At 33.8% G+C, this 20,387-nt stretch carries 19 protein-coding genes and 1 riboswitch; of the genes, 4 read left to right on the forward strand and 15 right to left on the reverse strand.

Translation table 11 applies throughout. The features are described from left to right. Positions 1 to 13: 13 nt before the first annotated feature. On the forward strand, positions 14 to 1,630 hold the full coding sequence (locus G314FT_RS02250) for an ATP-binding protein (RefSeq protein ID WP_257701900.1): 1,617 nt from the start codon (positions 14 to 16) through the stop codon (positions 1,628 to 1,630). Positions 1,631 to 1,640: 10 nt separating this feature from the next. After that, positions 1,641 to 2,327: a response regulator gene (locus G314FT_RS02255; protein ID WP_257701901.1), complete on the forward strand. Its 687-nt coding sequence runs from the start codon at positions 1,641 to 1,643 to the stop codon at positions 2,325 to 2,327. 38 nt (positions 2,328 to 2,365) lie between these two features. Here the strand turns inward: G314FT_RS02255 and G314FT_RS02260 are convergent, their stop codons facing one another. The 3 genes from G314FT_RS02260 to G314FT_RS02270 form a co-directional block, all read right to left on the reverse strand. Then, complete coding sequence (locus tag G314FT_RS02260) at positions 2,366 to 3,367, reverse strand: 2-hydroxyacid dehydrogenase (protein WP_257701902.1); 1,002 nt, start codon at positions 3,365 to 3,367, stop codon at positions 2,366 to 2,368. A gap of 34 nt (positions 3,368 to 3,401) precedes the next feature. Next, positions 3,402 to 4,457 (reverse strand): AEC family transporter, encoded by a 1,056-nt coding sequence (locus G314FT_RS02265; protein WP_257701903.1) that lies wholly within the window; start codon positions 4,455 to 4,457, stop codon positions 3,402 to 3,404. Between the two features lie 181 nt (positions 4,458 to 4,638). Continuing rightward, the gene (locus tag G314FT_RS02270) at positions 4,639 to 4,998 is read right to left on the reverse strand and encodes a hypothetical protein (protein ID WP_257701904.1); all 360 of its coding nucleotides are present in this window, start codon (positions 4,996 to 4,998) and stop codon (positions 4,639 to 4,641) included. Positions 4,999 to 5,191: 193 nt separating this feature from the next. Between G314FT_RS02270 and G314FT_RS02275 the strand changes: the two genes are divergently transcribed. After that, entirely contained in the window at positions 5,192 to 5,560 is a 369-nt protein-coding gene (locus tag G314FT_RS02275; protein ID WP_257701905.1) for a hypothetical protein, read from the forward strand. A gap of 46 nt (positions 5,561 to 5,606) precedes the next feature. Here the strand turns inward: G314FT_RS02275 and G314FT_RS02280 are convergent, their stop codons facing one another. Both G314FT_RS02280 and metK read right to left on the reverse strand, forming a co-directional pair. Beyond that, positions 5,607 to 7,067 carry an MDR family MFS transporter gene (locus tag G314FT_RS02280; protein WP_257701906.1) on the reverse strand — a complete coding sequence of 487 codons (1,461 nt, stop codon included), beginning with the start codon at positions 7,065 to 7,067 and terminating at the stop codon, positions 5,607 to 5,609. 73 nt (positions 7,068 to 7,140) lie between these two features. After that, the gene (gene metK / locus G314FT_RS02285; RefSeq protein WP_257701907.1) at positions 7,141 to 8,328 is read right to left on the reverse strand and encodes a methionine adenosyltransferase; all 1,188 of its coding nucleotides are present in this window, start codon (positions 8,326 to 8,328) and stop codon (positions 7,141 to 7,143) included. Next, a riboswitch (SMK box riboswitch) is annotated at positions 8,326 to 8,408 on the reverse strand. (Overlaps the previous gene by 3 nt.) A 112-nt stretch (positions 8,409 to 8,520) precedes the next feature. On the opposite strand from metK, the gene G314FT_RS02290 reads away from it, so the two are divergent. Beyond that, on the forward strand, positions 8,521 to 9,282 hold the full coding sequence (locus G314FT_RS02290) for a hypothetical protein (RefSeq protein ID WP_257701908.1): 762 nt from the start codon (positions 8,521 to 8,523) through the stop codon (positions 9,280 to 9,282). A 38-nt stretch (positions 9,283 to 9,320) separates the two neighbouring features. Here G314FT_RS02290 and deoD read toward each other — a convergent pair whose 3' ends face one another. From deoD to G314FT_RS02340, 10 genes are all read right to left on the reverse strand, one after another. Beyond that, the gene (gene deoD / locus G314FT_RS02295) at positions 9,321 to 10,031 is read right to left on the reverse strand and encodes a purine-nucleoside phosphorylase (protein WP_257701909.1); all 711 of its coding nucleotides are present in this window, start codon (positions 10,029 to 10,031) and stop codon (positions 9,321 to 9,323) included. A gap of 17 nt (positions 10,032 to 10,048) precedes the next feature. Beyond that, positions 10,049 to 10,864: a purine-nucleoside phosphorylase gene (locus G314FT_RS02300; RefSeq protein WP_257701910.1), complete on the reverse strand. Its 816-nt coding sequence runs from the start codon at positions 10,862 to 10,864 to the stop codon at positions 10,049 to 10,051. A gap of 13 nt (positions 10,865 to 10,877) precedes the next feature. After that, positions 10,878 to 12,047 carry a phosphopentomutase gene (gene deoB / locus G314FT_RS02305; RefSeq protein ID WP_257701911.1) on the reverse strand — a complete coding sequence of 390 codons (1,170 nt, stop codon included), beginning with the start codon at positions 12,045 to 12,047 and terminating at the stop codon, positions 10,878 to 10,880. Positions 12,048 to 12,125: 78 nt separating this feature from the next. Then, complete coding sequence (locus G314FT_RS02310; RefSeq protein ID WP_257701912.1) at positions 12,126 to 13,088, reverse strand: ABC transporter permease; 963 nt, start codon at positions 13,086 to 13,088, stop codon at positions 12,126 to 12,128. After that, on the reverse strand, positions 13,088 to 14,191 hold the full coding sequence (locus tag G314FT_RS02315; RefSeq protein ID WP_257701913.1) for an ABC transporter permease: 1,104 nt from the start codon (positions 14,189 to 14,191) through the stop codon (positions 13,088 to 13,090). Before G314FT_RS02315 ends, G314FT_RS02310 begins: the two co-directional genes overlap by 1 nt. Beyond that, a complete protein-coding gene (locus G314FT_RS02320) occupies positions 14,184 to 15,749 on the reverse strand; it encodes an ABC transporter ATP-binding protein (protein ID WP_257701914.1) in 1,566 nt (521 codons plus the stop codon). The genes G314FT_RS02315 and G314FT_RS02320 overlap by 8 nt, the downstream gene beginning before the upstream one ends. 170 nt (positions 15,750 to 15,919) lie before the next feature. Further along, positions 15,920 to 17,026, reverse strand: a complete 1,107-nt coding sequence (locus G314FT_RS02325; protein ID WP_257701915.1) for a BMP family lipoprotein — start codon at positions 17,024 to 17,026, stop codon at positions 15,920 to 15,922. A 37-nt stretch (positions 17,027 to 17,063) separates the two neighbouring features. After that, positions 17,064 to 17,462, reverse strand: coding sequence for a cytidine deaminase (locus tag G314FT_RS02330; protein ID WP_423837526.1), 399 nt, complete (start codon positions 17,460 to 17,462; stop codon positions 17,064 to 17,066). A gap of 356 nt (positions 17,463 to 17,818) precedes the next feature. Next, complete coding sequence (locus G314FT_RS02335; protein ID WP_257701917.1) at positions 17,819 to 19,120, reverse strand: pyrimidine-nucleoside phosphorylase; 1,302 nt, start codon at positions 19,118 to 19,120, stop codon at positions 17,819 to 17,821. A 123-nt stretch (positions 19,121 to 19,243) separates the two neighbouring features. Then, the gene (locus G314FT_RS02340) at positions 19,244 to 20,242 is read right to left on the reverse strand and encodes a LacI family DNA-binding transcriptional regulator (RefSeq protein WP_257701918.1); all 999 of its coding nucleotides are present in this window, start codon (positions 20,240 to 20,242) and stop codon (positions 19,244 to 19,246) included. Between the last annotated feature and the right edge of the window lie 145 nt (positions 20,243 to 20,387).

The raw sequence follows: 20,387 nt of genomic DNA on the forward strand, positions 1-20,387 counted from the left end.
GCATCCTATAACCATGCAACAAAAAATTAGTCAATTTATGAGCCGGTTTTCATTAAGAGCCATTATTATATTTATCGTACTTCTAACAACACTTAGTTCGCTAGTACTGTCTTCTTTATATATTGAACACTATGTTGTTCAAAATGAATACAAACATGCCAAGGATAAAATGTCGACCATTGCCAAAGTATTTGCTACAGATGAACAAGTAAAAGATGCTTTAATTCAAGATAAAACATCCAAAGATATCCAAGCTCTTTCATTAGAAGTTGCTACTATTAGTAATATGGATTTTATTGTTGTATTAGATAAAGAACTCATTCGATTATCTCATCCAAATCCTGACGTTATTGGACAACCGTTCTCTGACTTGGATGATGCTAGAAAAACACTTAACGGAGAATCTCATTTTTCTCAAAAAAAAGGAGTCTTAGGTGATGGAATACGCTTTTTTGTTCCAGTTAAAGATGATAATAATCACATTATAGGTGTTATCTGTGCTGGGATTACACTTAATACGTTACAAGGTGAGATTAACAACCTACAAGCTAAAATAACACTTATTTTATTGATTGGGTTATTTGTCGGAATAATAGGTGCTATCATCAGTAGTACTGCCATAAAACGTATTCTACTTGGATTAGAACCACAAGATATTTCTAAATTAGTTCAAGAAAAACAATGGATTAATGATGAAATTAATGAAGGTATCATTGCCATTAATAAAGATCAAGAAATTACTCTTATCAACCAAGCTGCTTTTAATCTATTAACTTCTATTGATCCATCATTTAGACTGATTAAAAATGAGGTAATTGATCCACGATTATATACTATCTTTTTTAAAGAATGCTTCACTCTGCAACACAAACAAACTGATCAAGAACTACTACTGCACACAACTACTTTGATTGCCACTACATCACCTATTACTGTCAACAAAGTATTCAATGGAGCGGTTATCACATTTAGGGATCAATCAGAGATGAGTCAACTGATTCACACATTAAGTGGAAGCCAACAATATATTGATGCTCTAAGAGCACAAACACATGAGTTTATGAATAAGACTCATGTTATCATGGGACTCATTGAACAGAAAAAATATGATTTAGTTCAAGATTACATTCAACAAATTAGCCATGACTACCAAAAGGAAGTTGGCTATGTTACTGATATCATTAAATCTCCTGCTATTGCTGGTTTTATTCTTGGAAAAATCAATGAAGCAAAAGAACAAAACGTTAATTTAACATTAGACCCTTCATCTTTTTTACCTGACTTAACCATCGATGATACTGTACACCATATTATTCAAATATTAGGTAATTTATTGGATAACGCCATTGATGCGACTAAAGAAGAAACAATTAAAAACGTTAATCTCCTAATAACCTATGAAATGGAAGGAAGTATCCTAATTATTGAAGTGATAGATAGTGGTTGTGGTATTCAACATACTGATGTTGAACAACTCTTTCAAAAAGGCTTCTCTACTAAAGGGATAGGAAGAGGATATGGTCTCCATGCCATTTATCGCATCGTCAATGAACATGGTGGATTAATTGATATAACTAATAATGACGATATTGGTGCGACAGTCTACATAGAATTACCATTAATAGAATAAGGAGGAACCCATGAACGTTCTAATTATTGAAGATGATCCAATGGTAGCAAAATTAAACGAAGACTTTTTAAAAACTATCCCAACTATAAATATTGTAGGAAATTATCGAACAACACAAGATGCTAAGAAACTCTTACAAGAAAAAAGAGTAGATGCTATTTTATTAGATAATTATCTACCCAATGAAACTGGGATTGAATTTTTAGTTGAATTACGCAAAGAAAACAATCAAGTTCCAGTCATTCTTATTACCGCGGCCAATGATATTGAAACCATTCAACAAGCTCTAGCACTTGGTGTGATAGACTACTTAGTTAAACCTTTTACCGCAGAACGCTTTCTATCATCCATACAAAAAGTCATGAACCAAAAAAAATTATTCAGTCAACTTAAATACGCTAATCAACAAAATATTGATGCCCTATTCAACGAGCACTCTACTAATAACACATCTGCTAATTTTTCTTTAGGTAACGATCTACCTAAAGGACTAGCAAAACTAACAATGGAAAAAGTATTAGAAAAAATCAATGAAGAAACCACTTCTTTTTCAACTGAAGAACTGGCAAAAAAAATTGGCATATCTCGCATTTCGACTAAAAAATATTTAACATTTTTAGTTGAATCAAATTACTTAACAGAGGATATTGTGTACCAAGAAGTTGGTCGACCCACTATACGTTATAAAAGAACATAAGTTAACCCCCTCCAATTGTTATTGGAGGGGGTATTTTTTTATAAAACACTGTTAACTGTTTTTCCAGATTCTAATACTGAATGAAAGTTCTCAAAACTTGTTTCAATCATGTTTGTTAAAGCCTCATCTGTATTAGATCCTACATGAGGAGTTACCAGTACCCTAGGGTAAAGAGAAATTAACTCTTCAACTGTTGGGTCAGGTAAAGGTTGATTCTCACCAAATTGTTTAAAGAATAAATCTTTCTCATTAGCAAATACATCTGTTCCAAATCCTTCTAAATGATTTGTCTTTAACGCTTCTAAAATAGCTTGATTATCTTGTAATTCCCCACGAGCTGTATTAATCAAGATAGCTCCTTTTTTCATTTTACTAATAAATTCGGCATTAATCATTTGATCGTTTTCACCAGGAATATATGGTACATGAATGCTAACAATATCAGATTGTGCTAATAAATCGTCTAAATCTGTATAGGTCAAAATCTCTTTTGCCGCATCATTTTCATAAATATCATATCCTAGTACTGTCGCACCTAATCCTGCAAATAACTTCGCTTCTGTCAAACCAATTTTTCCAGTCCCAATAATCCCAACTTTACAATTTCTAATTTCTTTACTGAACATGGTATTATCAACAATAAAGTTTTTATGGCTTGTTCTCATTGTCATATAAGAAGTATGTCTTAACAACATCATAGCTAAAGTCAATGACAATTCAGCAATAGCATTAGGAGAGTATGATGGCACTCTCGCCACTTCCATGTGATAATCCTTTGCTGCTGCTAAATCAATATGATTAAACCCAACTGTACGTGTAAAGACATATTTCACACCATGTTCTGACATTTTCTCAATGTTTTCTCTATCAGCCACACAATTTCCTCTTAATAAGACTGCATCATGGTTATAAGCTGTTTTAATATTGTCATGTGTTAATAATTCTTCTATCAATGTTAAGTCATAGTTATATTTATTTAAATCATTGAAATAAGCTACCTCATTTGGTCGTACACCGTAACATGCTATTTTGAATGTCATCTCTATCCCTCTTCTTTCTTAATAATGTTGTATGTTAAAAAATACCCATTTTACTAATCATTTCTAGTACTACAATCCATACTGGTGTCATCACAACAGCTAATACTGTTGAAATAAGTGAAGCATTGGATGCCAAAATTGGCTTTTTATCAAAACTAATGGCATATGCCGCTGCGACTGTTGCAGTTGGTGCAGCCATCATAATAACAATAGTTGCTAATGCTTCATAACTTACTGGTAAGATATGAGTCATAGTTAATCCAGCTAATAAAACAATATTGATAACTGGTACAACGATTACCTTCATCGCACTGTAGTACCAAGATGTTTTATCTGAAGCTGCATCTTTAAAGCTTACTTCACCTAAAGTAGCCCCAATTGATAACCAAGCAAGTGGTGAAGCTAATCCAGCTAAATAAGTCATTGGTTTAAATAACCAAACAGCTGTTTGATCAATACGTAAGAACGCCACTTGATTCACAACACCTTCTGCATTGGTCACACTAACTTGTGGTAAGTACCCTTGGAAAATCCAGATGAATAAACCAGCAAACGTTGCAATAACAATTGGATTTAAAAACATTGTTTTTATATTTTTAAGCTCCATTTTTAATCCACTCATTTTAATGTAGCCATATGAGTATAAGAAAATTCGATAACCTATATTAAAGATTGAAGAAAACATCACACCAATTGGTCCATAAATGGCACTAACGATTGGTGTACCAAAAAATGTTGTTGAGCCAAAAATAGTTAATACACGTAGAGTATCCTGTTCGTCGCCTTTATATTTCATAAATAATGGCTTAGAAACAAAAATTAAAATAATATAAATGACAATACCCCAAATTAACACGTTCATTCCTTGTTTTAGTGTTTCACTTTTGATGTCTTGCATGAATGCGTTAAAAGCTAAAGCTGGTAAAGCGACACTTAAAACAACTTTTGATAAAATTTTTCCTACTTCTGAAGAAAAGATACCTTTTTTGCGACAAAAGAATCCTAATAAAATAATAAATACTGTTGATGTTATCGCACTGATAATATTCATATCAGTCATGGTAGTTTTAATTACTTCTCCGATATTCATATGTAAATCCTCCATTAATAATTGTGTGTTATATCACAAAAGGTTGCATGCTCCTTTGCTTTACATACATATCTTAACGACTATTTGTGAAAAAGTTAACAATTTGTAATTAATGATACTTTTGTAACTTATGTAAGTAAAAAAGAACCTAACATAAAATATGTTAGATTCTTAAAAAAGCTTATTTAACACTCTTTTCCATATACTCATCAACTAAATGATCAAAGGTTGATTCATTGTCTCCAATAATTTCAACTGTATAATCATTCACTTGTTCTTTTGTATGAACAATATTTATGATGTGCGGTAACACATCTTGAGCTTCCTCACTATCTTCTCGATGAATGACATCAATTAATAAATACTTATGACCATCTCTTGCTTCAACCACATCACCAATCTCTGGCGCTCTGTTTAAATGACTTAATTTTTTGACATCTTTTGGGATATACAACCCAACTAACGGTTCAACTATAGAAATTTTTTTCGTATCACTATCTAGCTGATCAATTAAATAAGCTACACCAATATTATGCCTCATAATATATTTCCCACCTTTCTCAAGTTAGTGTTTAGTTTATTACAAAATAATGGCTTTTATGTGTACAAAAAACAGTTTATTTTTTTAATTATTTTGAATTTATTCGTGTTTTATTTACAAAAAATTTTTATTTAACTACTATAATAAATTCTATAAACGAATGATTTTGAAAAAAATTATAGGAGTGATTAACATGACAGTATCAAAAGCCGAAACATTTAAAGGTATCACTATACATTTAAAAAAACTAAAAGAAGACTTACTAGTCATTCTTGAAAAAGATAACACCATTATGGAGTCACTAGAATCTGATCAGTATGCTGGAATTTACCAAAATGCCGAATCTTTAGTTAAACAGCTAAAAGAAGATTTCAAAAAACATCCTGAACAATTTTCTAGTGAAGAACTAAACTATGCTGAAACGATTGAACGTAATATCGTAAATCTTGGTCATAATTTACATGAAATTAATACCAATATTTCTTATGATAAGCGAAAAAAATTAACCGAAGATGCATATCTTAATGTTACAAAAGCTCTAGAAGCTGTTGAATCAATGTAAAAAAAAATACCCACATCGTTTAATGAACGATGTGGGTATTTTCAACTTACTCTTTTTCTTGAAAATAATTTAAAACATATGATGCAATCACTAAAAATAAGCCAATAAAAAAAACAGTATGGACACTATTATATAAAATATCCCTTAAGCCATCAATCAACTCTGTTGGTAAGCCTGATGCAGTATGTGGATTGATTAGCTCATTCATCATATCTTTTGTTGCTCCTGGAACCATGCTACTTTCTAGCTGTTTATCCATCGTCTTATTTAATGCTAAACCAAAAATTGAAATCATAATCGTTTGCCCAATGGTACGAGATAAAGTAAAAAATGATGTCGCAACACCTGTAAATTTCTCAGAGACAGAGGTTTGAGCTAAAACAGTTAATAAGGTCATCGTCATACCAAACCCTATCCCCATGATACCTGAGAAAACTAAGAACAGTCCATATGGTGTTCCTTTATCTACTAATGTTAAGAAAACAGAACCAATTAATATTGGCAACATACTAATGACAATCGCTAAACGATGGTGCCATTTTTTCATCGCCCGTCCTCCAGCAAATGAACCGAACATCCAAATAACTGACATAGGAGCCAATACAATTCCTCCTAAAGCAGCAGATTTCCCAATAACACCTTGCATCCACATAGGAATATAGACCTCTACTCCCATTAAAGATCCACTGATTAATGCTGCAATTAAGTTAACCAATACAAAGGTGCGATTTTTGAAAAGGTCGAGAGAAATAACTGGGTCTTGTGCTCTTTTTTCTGTTCTAACAAACAATCTCAAACTCAGAATAAAGATTGCAAAAATAATAATTGTAATCAAGTTAAAGCCATCATTAATTTTTTGAACACCATACAATAATGACAGTAACATAGTCATCATATAAAAACTGCCCATGTAATCAATCGGACTTTTTTCTATCTCTCTTTTATCTTCTATCAAATAAATCCAAACTAAAATCATTAAAATAATGCCTATTGGAACATTAATTAAGAAAATCCAATGCCAACTCAACGCATCCACTATAAAACCACCTGCAAGCGGACCCACAATACTCGCAATTCCCCAAGCTGCACTATTTAATCCCAATACACCAGCACGTTTATCAACAGGATAAATATCTGCAATAATTGTTAAAGATACTGGAACAATCGAGCCTGCTCCAATCCCTTGAATCGCACGGAAAATAATTAATTGAATCATGTTTTGACTCATTCCTGATAAAGCAGAACCAATAATAAAAATAAATACACCAATCAAATAAATCGGTTTTCTCCCAATTTTATCCGCTAATTTTCCATAAATCGGTGTCATCATAGCGTTGGTTAATAGATAAATAGAAAAAACCCAATTCATAATACTAATTCCTTTTAATGATCCAACGATTGTTGGCATAGCTGTCGAGACAATCGTTCCTTCAACTGCTGTCATAAAAGTAGCAATAAATACACATGCAGTGATAATTTTAACATTTGTTTCTCTTTTTTGTTGCATGATTTCCTCCCCAAAATAATAATCCTTATCAGCATAAATGGTTGCCTAATAAGGATTATTGATATTATTGTGTTTATTTAGTTAAAAATTGTTTTAATTCATCCACTTTATCCGTTTTTTCCCACGTAAAGTCTTCGTCATCACGACCAAAATGACCATATGCAGCTGTCTTTTTATAAATCGGACGTCTTAAATCCAACATGTTTATGATACCAGTTGGTGATAGATTAAACAATGACCTGACAGCAGCAATCAATTCTGATTCTTTATATGGACTTGTCCCAAATGTTTCAATTGAAATCGAGACAGGTTGTGCCACCCCAATGGCATAGGCTAATTGGACTTCACATTTTGTCGCCAGTTTTGCAGCAACAATGTTTTTCGCAATATAACGCGCAGCATAACTAGCTGAACGGTCAACTTTTGTCGCATCTTTTCCAGAAAATGCTCCACCACCATGGCGAGCGTATCCTCCATAAGTATCCACGATAATTTTTCGACCAGTTAAACCAGAATCTCCCTGAGGGCCACCAATAACAAAACGACCTGTTGGATTGATGTAATATTTAGTCTTGTCATCAAGTAATTCACTCGGAATTACCTCATTTATGACTAACTCAGTAACATCTTTTTGAATTTGTTCTAATGTTGTGTCTTCATCATGTTGTGTACTCACAACAATCGCATCAACACGTAATGGATTGCCTTCTTCATCATATTCAACCGTCACCTGAGATTTAGCATCTGGACGTAAATAAGATAGTGTATCATTTTTTCTTAATTCTGATAATTTTTGTGTGATTCTATGACTTAGAGCAATTGGTAAAGGCATTAATTCTGGTGTTTCATCAATAGCAAATCCAAACATTAAACCTTGGTCTCCAGCACCTAAATCTTCTTCACTAGTTGAGGTTTCACGTGTTTCAAGTGACGCATCAACTCCTTGTGCAATATCTGGTGATTGCTCATCAATGGCAACCATGACGGCACATGTGTCTCCGTCAAAACCATATTTTGCACGTGTATACCCTATGCTTTTTATTGTATCCCTCACTACTTTTTGAATATCAACATAAGCACTTGTGGTAATTTCTCCAAATACTAAGACCAATCCTGTTGTAACACTTGTTTCGCAAGCTACTCGAGCCATTGGGTCCTTTTCTAGTATCGCATCTAATATCGCATCACTTATTTGGTCTGCTACCTTGTCAGGATGTCCTTCCGATACAGACTCTGACGTAAATAATTTTCTTTCTTTCATCATTCATTCCCCCTAAATATAGTCGGTTACAAGGCATCTTTACACGAGATGTAAATCCTATCGGGAATCTTGCAACATAAGTTAGTATATCAGATTTTTCACTTTTTACCTACATAATTCAACCGATAATCTTGACCTTTTTATATTATTGCCATAAAGTATTATTATCAATAACATACAAGGAGATATATTTTGCAACCAAAACCTACTTTGTGGAAAAATATTCCACTAACCTTTCTTATTGCCATTTTACAAACAACCATTTCCCTTATACCTGGCATTTTATTTTTGAAAAATAGTAGCCATGGTGCCTTAATTTTAAATTATATGATTTTCTACTTATTATTAAGCGATTTTTTCCAATTAGTAGGAAAAAATACTTATAAAAAAGGAAAATCAATTCCCCTCGTTATTTACGGTGTAAAACTAATAATCAGTACTATTTTAATCTATCTCATTATTAAGCAAACAGCGATTCAATTTGGAATAATTTTATTAGCCTATGAACTCTTTCAAATGATGATTTTTTCAAAACAATTTTACTATGTTGACTCACTTTTTTATTCGTTTACCAATGCTTTCTTTAAAGGAATTGTATTTAATCAACTGCTGACCATTAGCTACCCTTTTGATTATGATTTTGAATTAATAAAGCCATTTGTCTTTTCATTTTTAATTGTGTTATTTTTAACGATTTTTACTCAAGGAATGTATTCATATCTATCAAGACAACCTATATTTCTTCTCCTTGGTTTACTGTCTCTAATAGGAACCTATTATTTAGTAGTGCAACATTATATGTCTCAACAACTTGATACATGGAAATTAATATCTTTTATTGTTGCCACAATAATTTCATTCTTTCTTTTTATGAAAACAAAAAAAGCTAAAAAGAAAGAGTTTATCCTCAACCTTTTTGCTTTAGCTAGTTTAATTATTTACTATATCCAATAAAAAACGAGTAAGACATTACCTCTTACTCGTTTTTTTATTTAATTTTCTTTAATTAATGTTTCTAGACCAACAATCATCATGTCATTAAATGTCGTTTGACGTTCTTCTGATGTGGTTTCTTCACCAGTAATCATATGATCGCTTACTGTCATCAAAGCAAGTGCTTGAACGTTGTATTTAGCTGCTAGATAGTAAAGCACCGCCGCTTCCATCTCAACACCTAACACACCGTACTCTCCAAGTTTAAAGACGTCTGAATTATCATCTGAGTAAAACGTATCATTTGATAACACATTACCTACATGAATGTTAAAGCCTTTTTCTTTTGCAATATCATAAGCTGTTGTTAATAAATCAAAATCAGCAATTTGTGGGAAATCAAAATTTGGAAAATCTTTACGAATAATCGCAGAATTGGTTGCTGCTGCTTGAGCTAACACTAAATCTCTCACATGCACATCTTTACGAATCGCACCACATGTTCCTACACGCAATAATTTTTTCACATCATACTCGCGAATTAATTCATTCGCATAAATGGCTGCTGAAGGCATTCCCATACCAGTTCCTTGAACGGATACTTTATGACCTTTATACGTTCCGGTATATCCTAACATCCCACGAACTTCATTATAACACTTAGGATCTTCTAAAAATGTTTCGGCAATATATTTCGCTCTTAATGGATCTCCCGGAAGTAAAATCTTATCTGCGATTTCTCCCTTTTTTGCTCCAATATGTACGCTCATTCTTCAGTCTCCTTTATTTATAATTTTTCTAATGTACGCTTCACTAGTTCTTTGAAATCTGCTTTTACTCGTTCTGTTGTTTCAACCACCTCTTCATGGTTTAAATTGGCTTGCATACCGGCAGCTAAGTTTGTCACACATGTGATACCTAGTACTTTCATTGACATGTGATTAGCTACAATCACTTCAGGAACAGTTGACATACCAACAGCATCCGCACCCATCACACGTGCCATGCGTACTTCTGCTGGTGTTTCATAAGTTGGACCAGAGAATCCCATATACACACCTTTTTGTAAGTGAATAGACAATTCTTGTGCTACTTTTTTCGTTACTTCACCATATGCTTTGTTGTAAGCTTCTGACATATCAGGGAAACGTGGACCTAAATCTTCTTCGTTTAACCCCATTAAAGGGTTGTCTCCTGTAAAGTTAATTTGATCAGTAATTAACATCAAATCGCCAGGTGAAAAACTTGTATTCACCCCACCAGCCGCATTTGTGACGATTAACGAGTCAGCTCCTAACGCTTTCATCACGCGTACTGGAAACGTAACTGTTTGCATTGAATGACCTTCATAATAATGGAAGCGTCCTTGCATTGCTAATACTTTTTTACCAGATAATGTTCCGTAAACTAGTTGTCCAGCATGACCTACAACTGTTGATACAGGAAAATGTGGGATGTCTGCATAAGGAATAACCACACGATCTGTAATCTCGTCAGCTAGTTCTCCTAAACCTGATCCTAAGATAAGACCAAAATCAACGGTTCCTACCCCTGCCTCTTTAATATATTGTGATGTTGCTGCTAATTTTTCGCTTAATGACATGTTATAGTCTCCCTTATTTCAATAATTCTAAAAAGCTTTTTCCGTTTTCTGTTGGTTTAACATCAAAATTATCTGCAATTGTCGCAGAAATATCTGAGTAATAACCTTGTGGCAATTGACCATGTCCTTGCATTTTTTTACTATAAGCAAGTAATGGTACATACTCACGAGTATGATCTGTCCCTGGGAATGTTGGATCATTTCCGTGGTCTGCTGTAATTAATAATAAATCATCTTCTTGCATATTAGCATAAATTTCAGGTAAGCGAGCATCAAATTCTTCTAGCGCTTTTGCATAACCTGGTGTATCTCTTCTGTGTCCAAATAACGCATCAAAGTCAACCAAGTTAGTAAAACTTACTCCTTCAAAATCTTGTTTCATCACGTCTAATAATTTATCTACGCCATCCATATTTGAAGCGGTACGGATTGCTTCTGTCACTCCTTGACCGTTAAAAATATCGTTGATTTTACCAACTGCGATAACATCTTTTCCAGCATCTTTTAATTCATTTAAAACTGTTCGACCAAATGGATCAAGTGCATAGTCGTGACGGTTAGCGGTACGTTTAAAGTTACCAGGTTCACCTAAGTAAGGTCTTGCAATAATACGACCAATCATGTAAGGATCATCTTTGGTAATCTCACGAGTATACTCACAGATTTTGTATAATTCTTCTAATGGAATCACGTCTTCATGAGCAGCAATTTGTAACACTGGATCCGCTGATGTATAGATAATCAAATCACCTGTTTTCATTTGTTCTTCACCAAAATCTTCAATTACTTGTGTGCCACTATATGGTTTATTGGCTCCCATAATAATACCACGACCCGAAAATTCAGTGATTTTATCTAATAAGTCTTGAGGAAATCCTTCTGGAAAGACTCTAAAAGGTGTTTGAATGTTTAATCCAGCAATTTCCCAATGTCCAGTCATTGTGTCTTTACCAACAGATACTTCTTCTAGTTTAGTCGCATAGCCTTTGTGATCTTCAATTGCCTTTACACCTTTTAGTGGTTCAATTGTTCCTAATCCCAATTCTTCCATATTTGGCACATGTAAGCCATGATCAGCGATATGACCTAATGTATGACTACCTACATCGCCAAATTTTTCAGCATCTGGTGCTTCACCAATTCCTACAGAATCTAATACTACTAAATGAATTCTTTTAAACATTACAATTCCTTCTTCCAAGTCATTTTTATATTTTAAAACCTTCCTCTGTTTAGAGGAGCTAGAGGAAGGTTTTAATTACTATTTAGATTTAATATATGTTTTACCGCCTGCTTTAGGACCTGTTGCTTTGCCTAAGAACAAGACTAACACAATGATTGTTAACGCATATGGAGCACTTTGTAAGTAAACTTTTGGAATACTTGAAATAAATGGAATACTATCCCCTACAATACTCAAGTTTTGAGCAAAACCAAAGAATAAGGCTGCTCCCATCGCACCAAGTGGGTTCCATTTACCAAAGATCATCGCAGCCATTGAGATGAATCCTTGACCAGAGATAGTTGTCACAGCAAAACGTCCAGCGATTGTTTGAGCAAATACCGCCCCACCAATTCCACCTAAAAAGCCAGAAATTAATACTCCAGCATATTTCATACCATAGACATTAATCCCTAATGTATCCGCTGCTTGAGGGTTTTCCCCAACAGAACGCAATCTCAAACCAAAACGTGTTTTATAAATAACAAACCACGCGATAATTGACACCAAAATAGCCACAAACGCAGGAGCTGACGTTTTTTCAAACAATAATGGTCCAATGACTGGGATTTTGCTTAATCCAGGAATTTCCCAATAACCAAACGTTTGAGGTACTTGGTCAGTTTGACCTTTACCATATAATACTTTAACTAAGAAAATACTTAAAGCAGGTGCCATCAAGTTAATCACAGTACCACTGATAATATGATCTGCTCGTAAATTAATAGTCGCCACTGCATGAAGTAAAGAGAAAATCATTCCGACAATTCCACCAACTAATAAAGCAATCCACGGGGTCCATACACCAAATACTCCAGCATATGTAATATTAAAAACTACCGAACTAAAAGCCCCCATCACCATGATACCTTCTAACCCAACGTTGACAATTCCGCCACGTTCTGAAAAGGTTCCGCCTAATGCTGTAAAAACAAGAGGTGTTGAATAAACAAGTGTTTGCGTAATAATTGACGCAACTGTTGACATAGTATCTGCTGCCATCACGCTTTACCTCCTTCAACTTTGCTAGCTTTTGTGTCTTTTTTTGTTTCAAGTTTTGTTAAAATCAATTTGATTAAATAGCTAATGCCGACAAAGAAGATAATTGAAGCAATAACTACGTCAACCAATTCAGTCGGAACGCCTGCTAAGATCGGCATACCTTGTCCACCAAGTTTCAAAATACTGAATAATAAAGCAGATAACAAGATACCAATGGATGATCCCCCACCTAATAAGGAAACTGCCATACCATCAAAACCAATGCTTAATGAATTACCTTGAACAAAGAAATTACCAAATGTTCCTAATCCATATACAACGCCACCCATACCAGCTAAAGCACCTGAGATAACCATAGATAGAACAATGATACGTTTACTACTCATCCCTGCATATTCTGAGGCAAATGGGTTTAAACCAACTGCTGTGATTTCATATCCTAATGTTGTTTTCTTCATTAAAAACCAAATTAAAATTAAGAAAATCAGTGCAAAGATAATACCTAAATTTAAACGAGAACCATTACTAATCGATGTTAAAAACTCTGTTCTTAATGATACGTTTGCTCCAACTAACTTAGTTGTTCCTTTTGTTGAAATAAATTTTTGAGGAATCACATTATTCACTATATGTGTACTGGTATAAAGTAAAATATAGTTCATCATGATGGTTACAATGACTTCACTTGTTCCAAAATAGGCTCTTAATAGACCTGGTATAGCTGCCGTAAGAGCTCCTGCAATCACACCCGCTAAAATAGCTGCAGTTAGGGCAATTAATCTTGGAGAATCTCCCATTGATAGACCGACCCAAATACTTGCCACCCATCCAGCTAAGGCTTGACCTGAAAGCCCGATATTAAAGAACCCTGCCGCACTTGCCACAGAAAAACCTAATGCCGTAAAAATTAATGGACCAGCTGTTACAAAAATTTCACCAATACTTTTTGGTGATTGAAAAGCAGTTGTTAACATGGCTTGATACCCTTGTACTGGGTTGTAACCAAAAATCAACATAATAATTGCACCTAATACAAATCCCATAATAACCGATAAAATAGGAACCAAGATTCCATTCATTTTACTAAACTTAAAATTACTCATTAGTTACACCTGCCTCTGTCCCTAATTCTCGTCGTGCCTCTTCCAACGTATATCCAGCCATTAATAATCCTAATTCATTTTCCGTTGTTTCTTTTGGATCTACAATCCCAACGATTTGACCAGCGTGGATAACCGCAATACGATCTGATACATTTAAAATTTCTTCTAATTCAAAACTAACGACTAAAACAGCATTTCCTTTGTCACGATGGTTAATCAGACGTTTATGAATATATTCAATCGCCCCAACATCTAATCCACGAGTTGGTTGAGATACGATTAATAACTCAGGGTCTCTATCCATCTCACGAGCAATGATGGCTTTTTGTTGGTTACCACCTGATAGTGATTTAGCTTGCGCATGCTCACTCGTTGTTCGAACATCATATTCTTCAATTAATTTTCTCGCATAAGAATCCATGTAACCATAATTCAATACACCATTCTTACTAAATGGTTCGTGATAATAAGTTTGTAAGGCAATATTTTCAGATAACGTCATATCTAAAACTAAGCCATATTTATGTCTATCTTCAGGGACATGTCCCACGCTTGATTCTGTAATCTGGCGAGGTTTCAAATTCGTGATATCTTTGTCACGTAACTTCACTTTACCTGATTCTATTTTTTTAAGACCTGTAATAGCTTGAATTAACTCTGTTTGACCATTGCCATCAATTCCTGCAATCCCAACAACTTCTCCAGCCCTAACATCTAAATCAAGTCCTTTAATGGCTTCAAGTCCACGATTGTCTTTTACATGCAAGTCTTGTACAGATAAAACCACTTCTTTCGGATCAGCTACTTCTTTTTCTGTTTTAAACGATACAGAACGTCCCACCATTAAATCTGCTAATTGTTGTGAACTAACGTCTTTTACGTTAACTGTTTCGATACTCTTACCACGACGAATAACCGTACATCTATCCGCCACTTTTTTAATTTCATCTAACTTGTGCGTAATAATAATGATTGATTTACCTTCTTTTACTAATTCCTTCATGGTTATAATCAACTCATCAATTTCTTGAGGTGTTAATACCGCTGTCGGCTCATCAAAAATTAAAATATTCGCGCCACGATACAATGTTTTTAAAATTTCAACACGTTGTTGCATCCCAACAGAAATATCACTAATTAAAGCATCTGGGTTAACTTCCATTCCATATTGCTCTGAAATTCGTTTTAAATCTTCCACTGATTTTTTCTTATCTAACACACCTGACTTTGTTGGTTCATCACCTAAAATAATATTTTCGGTTACTGTAAACGCATCAACCAACATAAAATGTTGATGGACCATTCCGATTCCTAATCGTTTGGCATCAGTTGGGTTAGCAATTGTTACTGGCTGACCATCCATATAGATTTGTCCGCTTGTCGGCTGTAATAATCCTGACAAGACATTCATCAATGTTGATTTACCTGCCCCATTCTCACCTAGCAACGCATGGATTTCACCTTTTCTAATTTGGAGATTGATGTTGTCATTTGCTTTGAAATCACCAAATTGTTTTGTGATATTCCGCATTTCTATGACATAGTTTTCCTCACTCATGATTTCACACCTCTTTATCATTATCACACTTCAAAGTTTAGACTTTGAAGGAAAGAGAAAACTTACTTTTCCCATTCCTTTAAAGCCTAAAAGAAAAACTTTATGGAAAAGTTATTCAGTTTATTTTGAACGTTTCCCATAAAGTTTTCTATCAACAACCTTCATTACAATTATTTTTTACTTGGTGCTTCTGGTACTTCTACTTTCCCATCAATAACTTCTTTACGAGCTTTTTCTACTGCTTCAAGTGCTTTTTCGTCTAAATGCCCTTTAGATAAATCAACTCCGCCTTCTTTAAGACCATATACTAATATGTCTCCACCAGGGAATTCACCTTTTTGAGCTTTTTCAGTTACGTCTTTAACAGCAGTTCCTACACCCTTAATACTTGATGTTAATGTGAAGTTTTCTTCTTTACCATCTTTATCTTTGTAGTTACCATCTTCTTCTTGATCTCTATCGACACCAATAACCCAAACGCGTTTGTCTGCAGGTTGTTTTTCATTTAAATCTTTTGCTTCTTGGAATACACCAGCACCAGTTCCACCTGAAGCATGATAGATAATATCAATACCATTTTGATACATATTTGCAGCTAGTGCTTTCCCTTTAGCTGGATCTCCAAATGATGCTGCATATTGTACATCAACTTTAATTTTTTTATCTAATTCTTTTGCTCCATCTTCAACCCCTTTGACAAATCCTGCTTCAAAACGGTCAATAACTGCTCCTTCTTCTCCTCCGATAAATCCAACTTTATCAGATTTTGTAGAATAAGCTGCTGCAATACCTGCTAAATAAGCTGCTTCGTTATCTTTAAATGTTAAAGATACCACGTTGTCTTTTCCTTCAATAACGGAGTCTACAATACCAAATTGTGTATCTTTATTTTGATCTGCTGCTGCTGAGATGGCATCTGTTAATAAGTAACCAATCCCAAAAATTGTTTCAAATTTACTTGCGACAGCTTGATCAATATTTGTTGTATATTGAGAAGCATCTGTTGATTGGAAATAATCATATCCATTAGCTCCTTTTTCAAGCTTGTTAGCTTCTCCCCATTCTTTCAAACCTTCCCATGCACCTTGGTTAAACGATTTATCATCGACACCACCAACGTCAGTAACAATTGCAGCCGTATGAACTGTTTGATCTGGTTTTTCACCTGAAGTTGATTTTCCACCAACATTACCAGCTTTATTACCCCCACAAGCTGTTAATGTCACTGCTAATCCCATAACTAATAGTCCTGCACCAATTTTTGTTGATTTTTTCATTTTTGAAAAACCTCCGCTTATAATTTTTAGTTGATAGTTATTTTTCTACTTCGACAAACGAATAAGGAAGTAGCTCTTGCATTGTTGTTTCTTTTGTATCACCATTTAAATTACATAATGTAATTGGCATATCTGGCTTACAAAATTCGACTAAAACTTGTCTACATGCCCCACAAGGAGAAATTGGTTCTTTAGTATTACCAATAACCACTAAATGCTCAAATTCTTTTTCACCTTCTGAGATAGCTTTAAAAATGGCTGTTCTTTCTGCACAATTGGTTAACCCAAATGATGCATTTTCAATATTACAACCTTCATACACTTTTCCTGATTTAGTCACAAGAGCTGCTCCTACAGGAAATTCAGAATAAGGAACATACGCTTGTTGATACGCATGTTTTGCATGGTCAATCCAACTTTTATCTACTGTCATAATATATCTCCTATCTTTATTACCTATGAACATTGCTTCTAGAGACCTCATCAGAAATTACTTGATATTACTCGCCCCCTCTTTTTTGATAAGAAAATATCTTTTACCTGCTCAATTATTACAACTATACCAATTATCTGAAGTTTTTTCACTTAACCTGACTTTAATGGTGAAAACTCTTACTTTACTAACATTAGTTAATAGACGAGTTATAAATCAGACAATCGTTATTTTATAATAAATTAGGTAAAAAAGACTTTAATCATTTATATTACCTCTAAAATTAAAGATACTATTTTTAAGAGAATTTTTCAATATTCATTAGAATAATATGAACATTTTTTTTATAAATATTTTTATTATTCGGTTATAATTTTATGAATTAAGACAGGTTCTTCTCCTACTTCCCCAATCTCAATGTTATCATAAATAACTTTTAAGACATCTTCTACATTTTCTCGATTTGATTGAATCGTCACTAAAGATTCTCCTTCAAATACTGTTTCGCCTACTTTTTTATTTAAAATCAACCCAACTGCATAATCTATGCTTTCTTCTTTTGTTCTTCTACCAGCCCCTAAAAGCATCGCTGCAACACCTATTTGATCAGCTACTATCTTAGAAATAATACCAGATTTTTTAGCTGGAACTTCGATGTTATAATTCGCTTGAGGTAATTTTTCAGGAAAATCGACAACCGAATCATCTCCACCTTGATTGCGAATCATTTCCTTAAATTTATCGGCTGCTTTTCCACTAGCTACACTATCCTCTAACAACTGTCTTGCTTCTTCAAGGGTATCAGCCTTTTCAGCTAACACTACCATTTGGCTTCCAAGTGTATAGACCATTTGCATCAAATCTTCTGGTCCATTACCTTTCAAAGCATCAATTGCTTCTTTGATTTCGTTAGCGTTCCCAATTGCGTTTCCTAATGGTTGTGACATATCCGAAATAATAGCCATTGTTTGTCGATTTGCTAAATGACCAATCCTTACCATTGTATGAGCTAACCTTTCCGCATCTTCTAAACTCTTCATAAATGCACCATCACCAGTTGTTACATCTAAAACGATTGCATCCGCTCCAGATGCAATTTTTTTACTCATAATAGAACTAGCAATCAATGGGATAGAGTCTACTGTTGCCGTTACATCACGTAATGCATAAATTTTTTTATCTGCTGGTGCTAAATCACCTGATTGACCAGTGACTGCTACATTACTTTCATTGACAAATTTAATAAATTCGTCATTTTCTAATTCTACTTTAAATCCAGGGATAGCCTCTAGTTTATCAATTGTTCCACCTGTGTGTCCTAATCCACGGCCACTCATCTTAGCCACTTTTGCTCCTACTGATGCAACAAGAGGAGCTAATACTAAAGTGGTTGTATCTCCTACACCACCTGTCGAGTGTTTATCTACTTTAATACCATTTATTGCTGATAAATCAATCATATCACCAGATTGACTCATTGCTGTTGTCATCCATGTAATTTCTTCATCTATCATATCATTAAAATATATTGCCATTAATAATGCACTCATTTGATAATCCGTTACATCACCAGTAGTATATCCATTGATAATGAATTCAATTTCATCTTTTGATAAAGGTAAACCGTCTCTTTTTTTCTTAATTAAATCTACCATTCTCATCTTTAAATCCCTCAATTTCCAATAAGTAAAACGATTTACTTCACTTAAAATATTTAGTAAATCGTTTTACTATCTATAGTATTTAACTAATAGCGCTTACAATTAGATTTTATCACATTTCACTTATTTGTCAATATTTATTGTACTCCCTCGTTCAATAAACGTAGTTTCGAACGTTTTGTTAGGAACGACTTTATTTGGTTGTTCTATTTCTTGCAATAAATACTGCGCTGCTGTATACCCTATATCAAAAGCTGGTTGATTAACTGTTGTTAATGGTGGATTTAGAAAAGACGAAATCTCTAAGTCATCAAAACCCACAACAGATAAATCATTTGGTATCGATAATCCTAGTTCGTAAGCTGCACGGTATGTTCCGATAGCCATTTGGTCATTCCCACAACATAATGCTGTTATTATTCTTTTTTCAAGTAGCTCTTTTGCCGCGAGATAGCCACCTTCAATTGTAACTGGTCCATCTGCTAAAAAAGTTGGATCATACTTTATCCCATTATCTTTCATACATTGGTAATAGGCTTCAAAACGTTCAGTCATTTCATAATATCCCGACTCATTAGTTAACATACCTATTTGAGTGTGACCATTATCAATCAAATGTTGAATGGCTTGGTAAACACCACTATACTCTTTTACTAATAAATTTCCTTCAGCTCTTGTATTAAGTCCTCGATCAATTAAAATATATGGACTTCCCTTTAAATCACTCTCTAACTTTAACGAATTTGGACTTGCTAATAAGATACCAGCAACTGATCTATTTTGTAATTGTTTTATATAATCTTTTTCTTTATCTGCTGAATGTCTGGAATTACATAATAAAATCATATAATCTTTTTTATTAAAATATGCTTCAACACCTTCAATCACCTTTGAGAAAAATAAATCTGTCACATCTGGAACAATCATCCCAACTGTTTTAGATTCTCTATGAACCATATTCTTAGCAAAATAATCTGGATTGTAATCGTATTCGCAAACCGCTTTCAAAACTCTTTTACGCGTTTCCTCACTAAATCGCTGTCCTTTATTATTTAATATTTGAGAAACAGTTGTAGTAGAAACACCAGAGATAGCAGCAATTTCTTTAATGGTTATTTTCATGTATTTCACCTCAATTTATCGACACTCTTATCATATCAAAGTAAACCATAAATAAATAGTGAAAATAATAAAAAATATATAAAAAAGACAAAGTATTGATAAATTTCGATACTTTGTCTTTTTTTGGTAAAGTAGAGAAAAGGAG

The sequence above is a fragment of the Vagococcus luciliae genome (assembly GCF_024637875.1).
In the GTDB taxonomy this organism is placed as follows: Bacteria; Bacillota; Bacilli; order Lactobacillales; family Vagococcaceae; genus Vagococcus; species Vagococcus luciliae.

Coding starts and splice junctions, on each gene's coding strand:
- G314FT_RS02265 (WP_257701903.1), bottom strand. CDS start 4,457: ATGAATATCGGAGAAGTAATTAAAACTACCATGACTGATATGAATATT.
- G314FT_RS02300 (WP_257701910.1), bottom strand. CDS start 10,864: ATGTCATTAAGCGAAAAATTAGCAGCAACATCACAATATATTAAAGAG.
- G314FT_RS02310 (WP_257701912.1), bottom strand. CDS start 13,088: ATGGCAGCAGATACTATGTCAACAGTTGCGTCAATTATTACGCAAACA.
- metK (WP_257701907.1), bottom strand. CDS start 8,328: ATGAAAGAAAGAAAATTATTTACGTCAGAGTCTGTATCGGAAGGACAT.
- G314FT_RS02255 (WP_257701901.1), top strand. CDS start 1,641: ATGAACGTTCTAATTATTGAAGATGATCCAATGGTAGCAAAATTAAAC.
- G314FT_RS02270 (WP_257701904.1), bottom strand. CDS start 4,998: ATGAGGCATAATATTGGTGTAGCTTATTTAATTGATCAGCTAGATAGT.
- deoB (WP_257701911.1), bottom strand. CDS start 12,047: ATGTTTAAAAGAATTCATTTAGTAGTATTAGATTCTGTAGGAATTGGT.
- deoD (WP_257701909.1), bottom strand. CDS start 10,031: ATGAGCGTACATATTGGAGCAAAAAAGGGAGAAATCGCAGATAAGATT.
- G314FT_RS02280 (WP_257701906.1), bottom strand. CDS start 7,067: ATGCAACAAAAAAGAGAAACAAATGTTAAAATTATCACTGCATGTGTA.
- G314FT_RS02260 (WP_257701902.1), bottom strand. CDS start 3,367: ATGACATTCAAAATAGCATGTTACGGTGTACGACCAAATGAGGTAGCT.
- G314FT_RS02250 (WP_257701900.1), top strand. CDS start 14: ATGCAACAAAAAATTAGTCAATTTATGAGCCGGTTTTCATTAAGAGCC.
- G314FT_RS02320 (WP_257701914.1), bottom strand. CDS start 15,749: ATGAGTGAGGAAAACTATGTCATAGAAATGCGGAATATCACAAAACAA.
- G314FT_RS02315 (WP_257701913.1), bottom strand. CDS start 14,191: ATGAGTAATTTTAAGTTTAGTAAAATGAATGGAATCTTGGTTCCTATT.
- G314FT_RS02325 (WP_257701915.1), bottom strand. CDS start 17,026: ATGAAAAAATCAACAAAAATTGGTGCAGGACTATTAGTTATGGGATTA.
- G314FT_RS02340 (WP_257701918.1), bottom strand. CDS start 20,242: ATGAAAATAACCATTAAAGAAATTGCTGCTATCTCTGGTGTTTCTACT.
- G314FT_RS02275 (WP_257701905.1), top strand. CDS start 5,192: ATGACAGTATCAAAAGCCGAAACATTTAAAGGTATCACTATACATTTA.
- G314FT_RS02335 (WP_257701917.1), bottom strand. CDS start 19,120: ATGAGAATGGTAGATTTAATTAAGAAAAAAAGAGACGGTTTACCTTTA.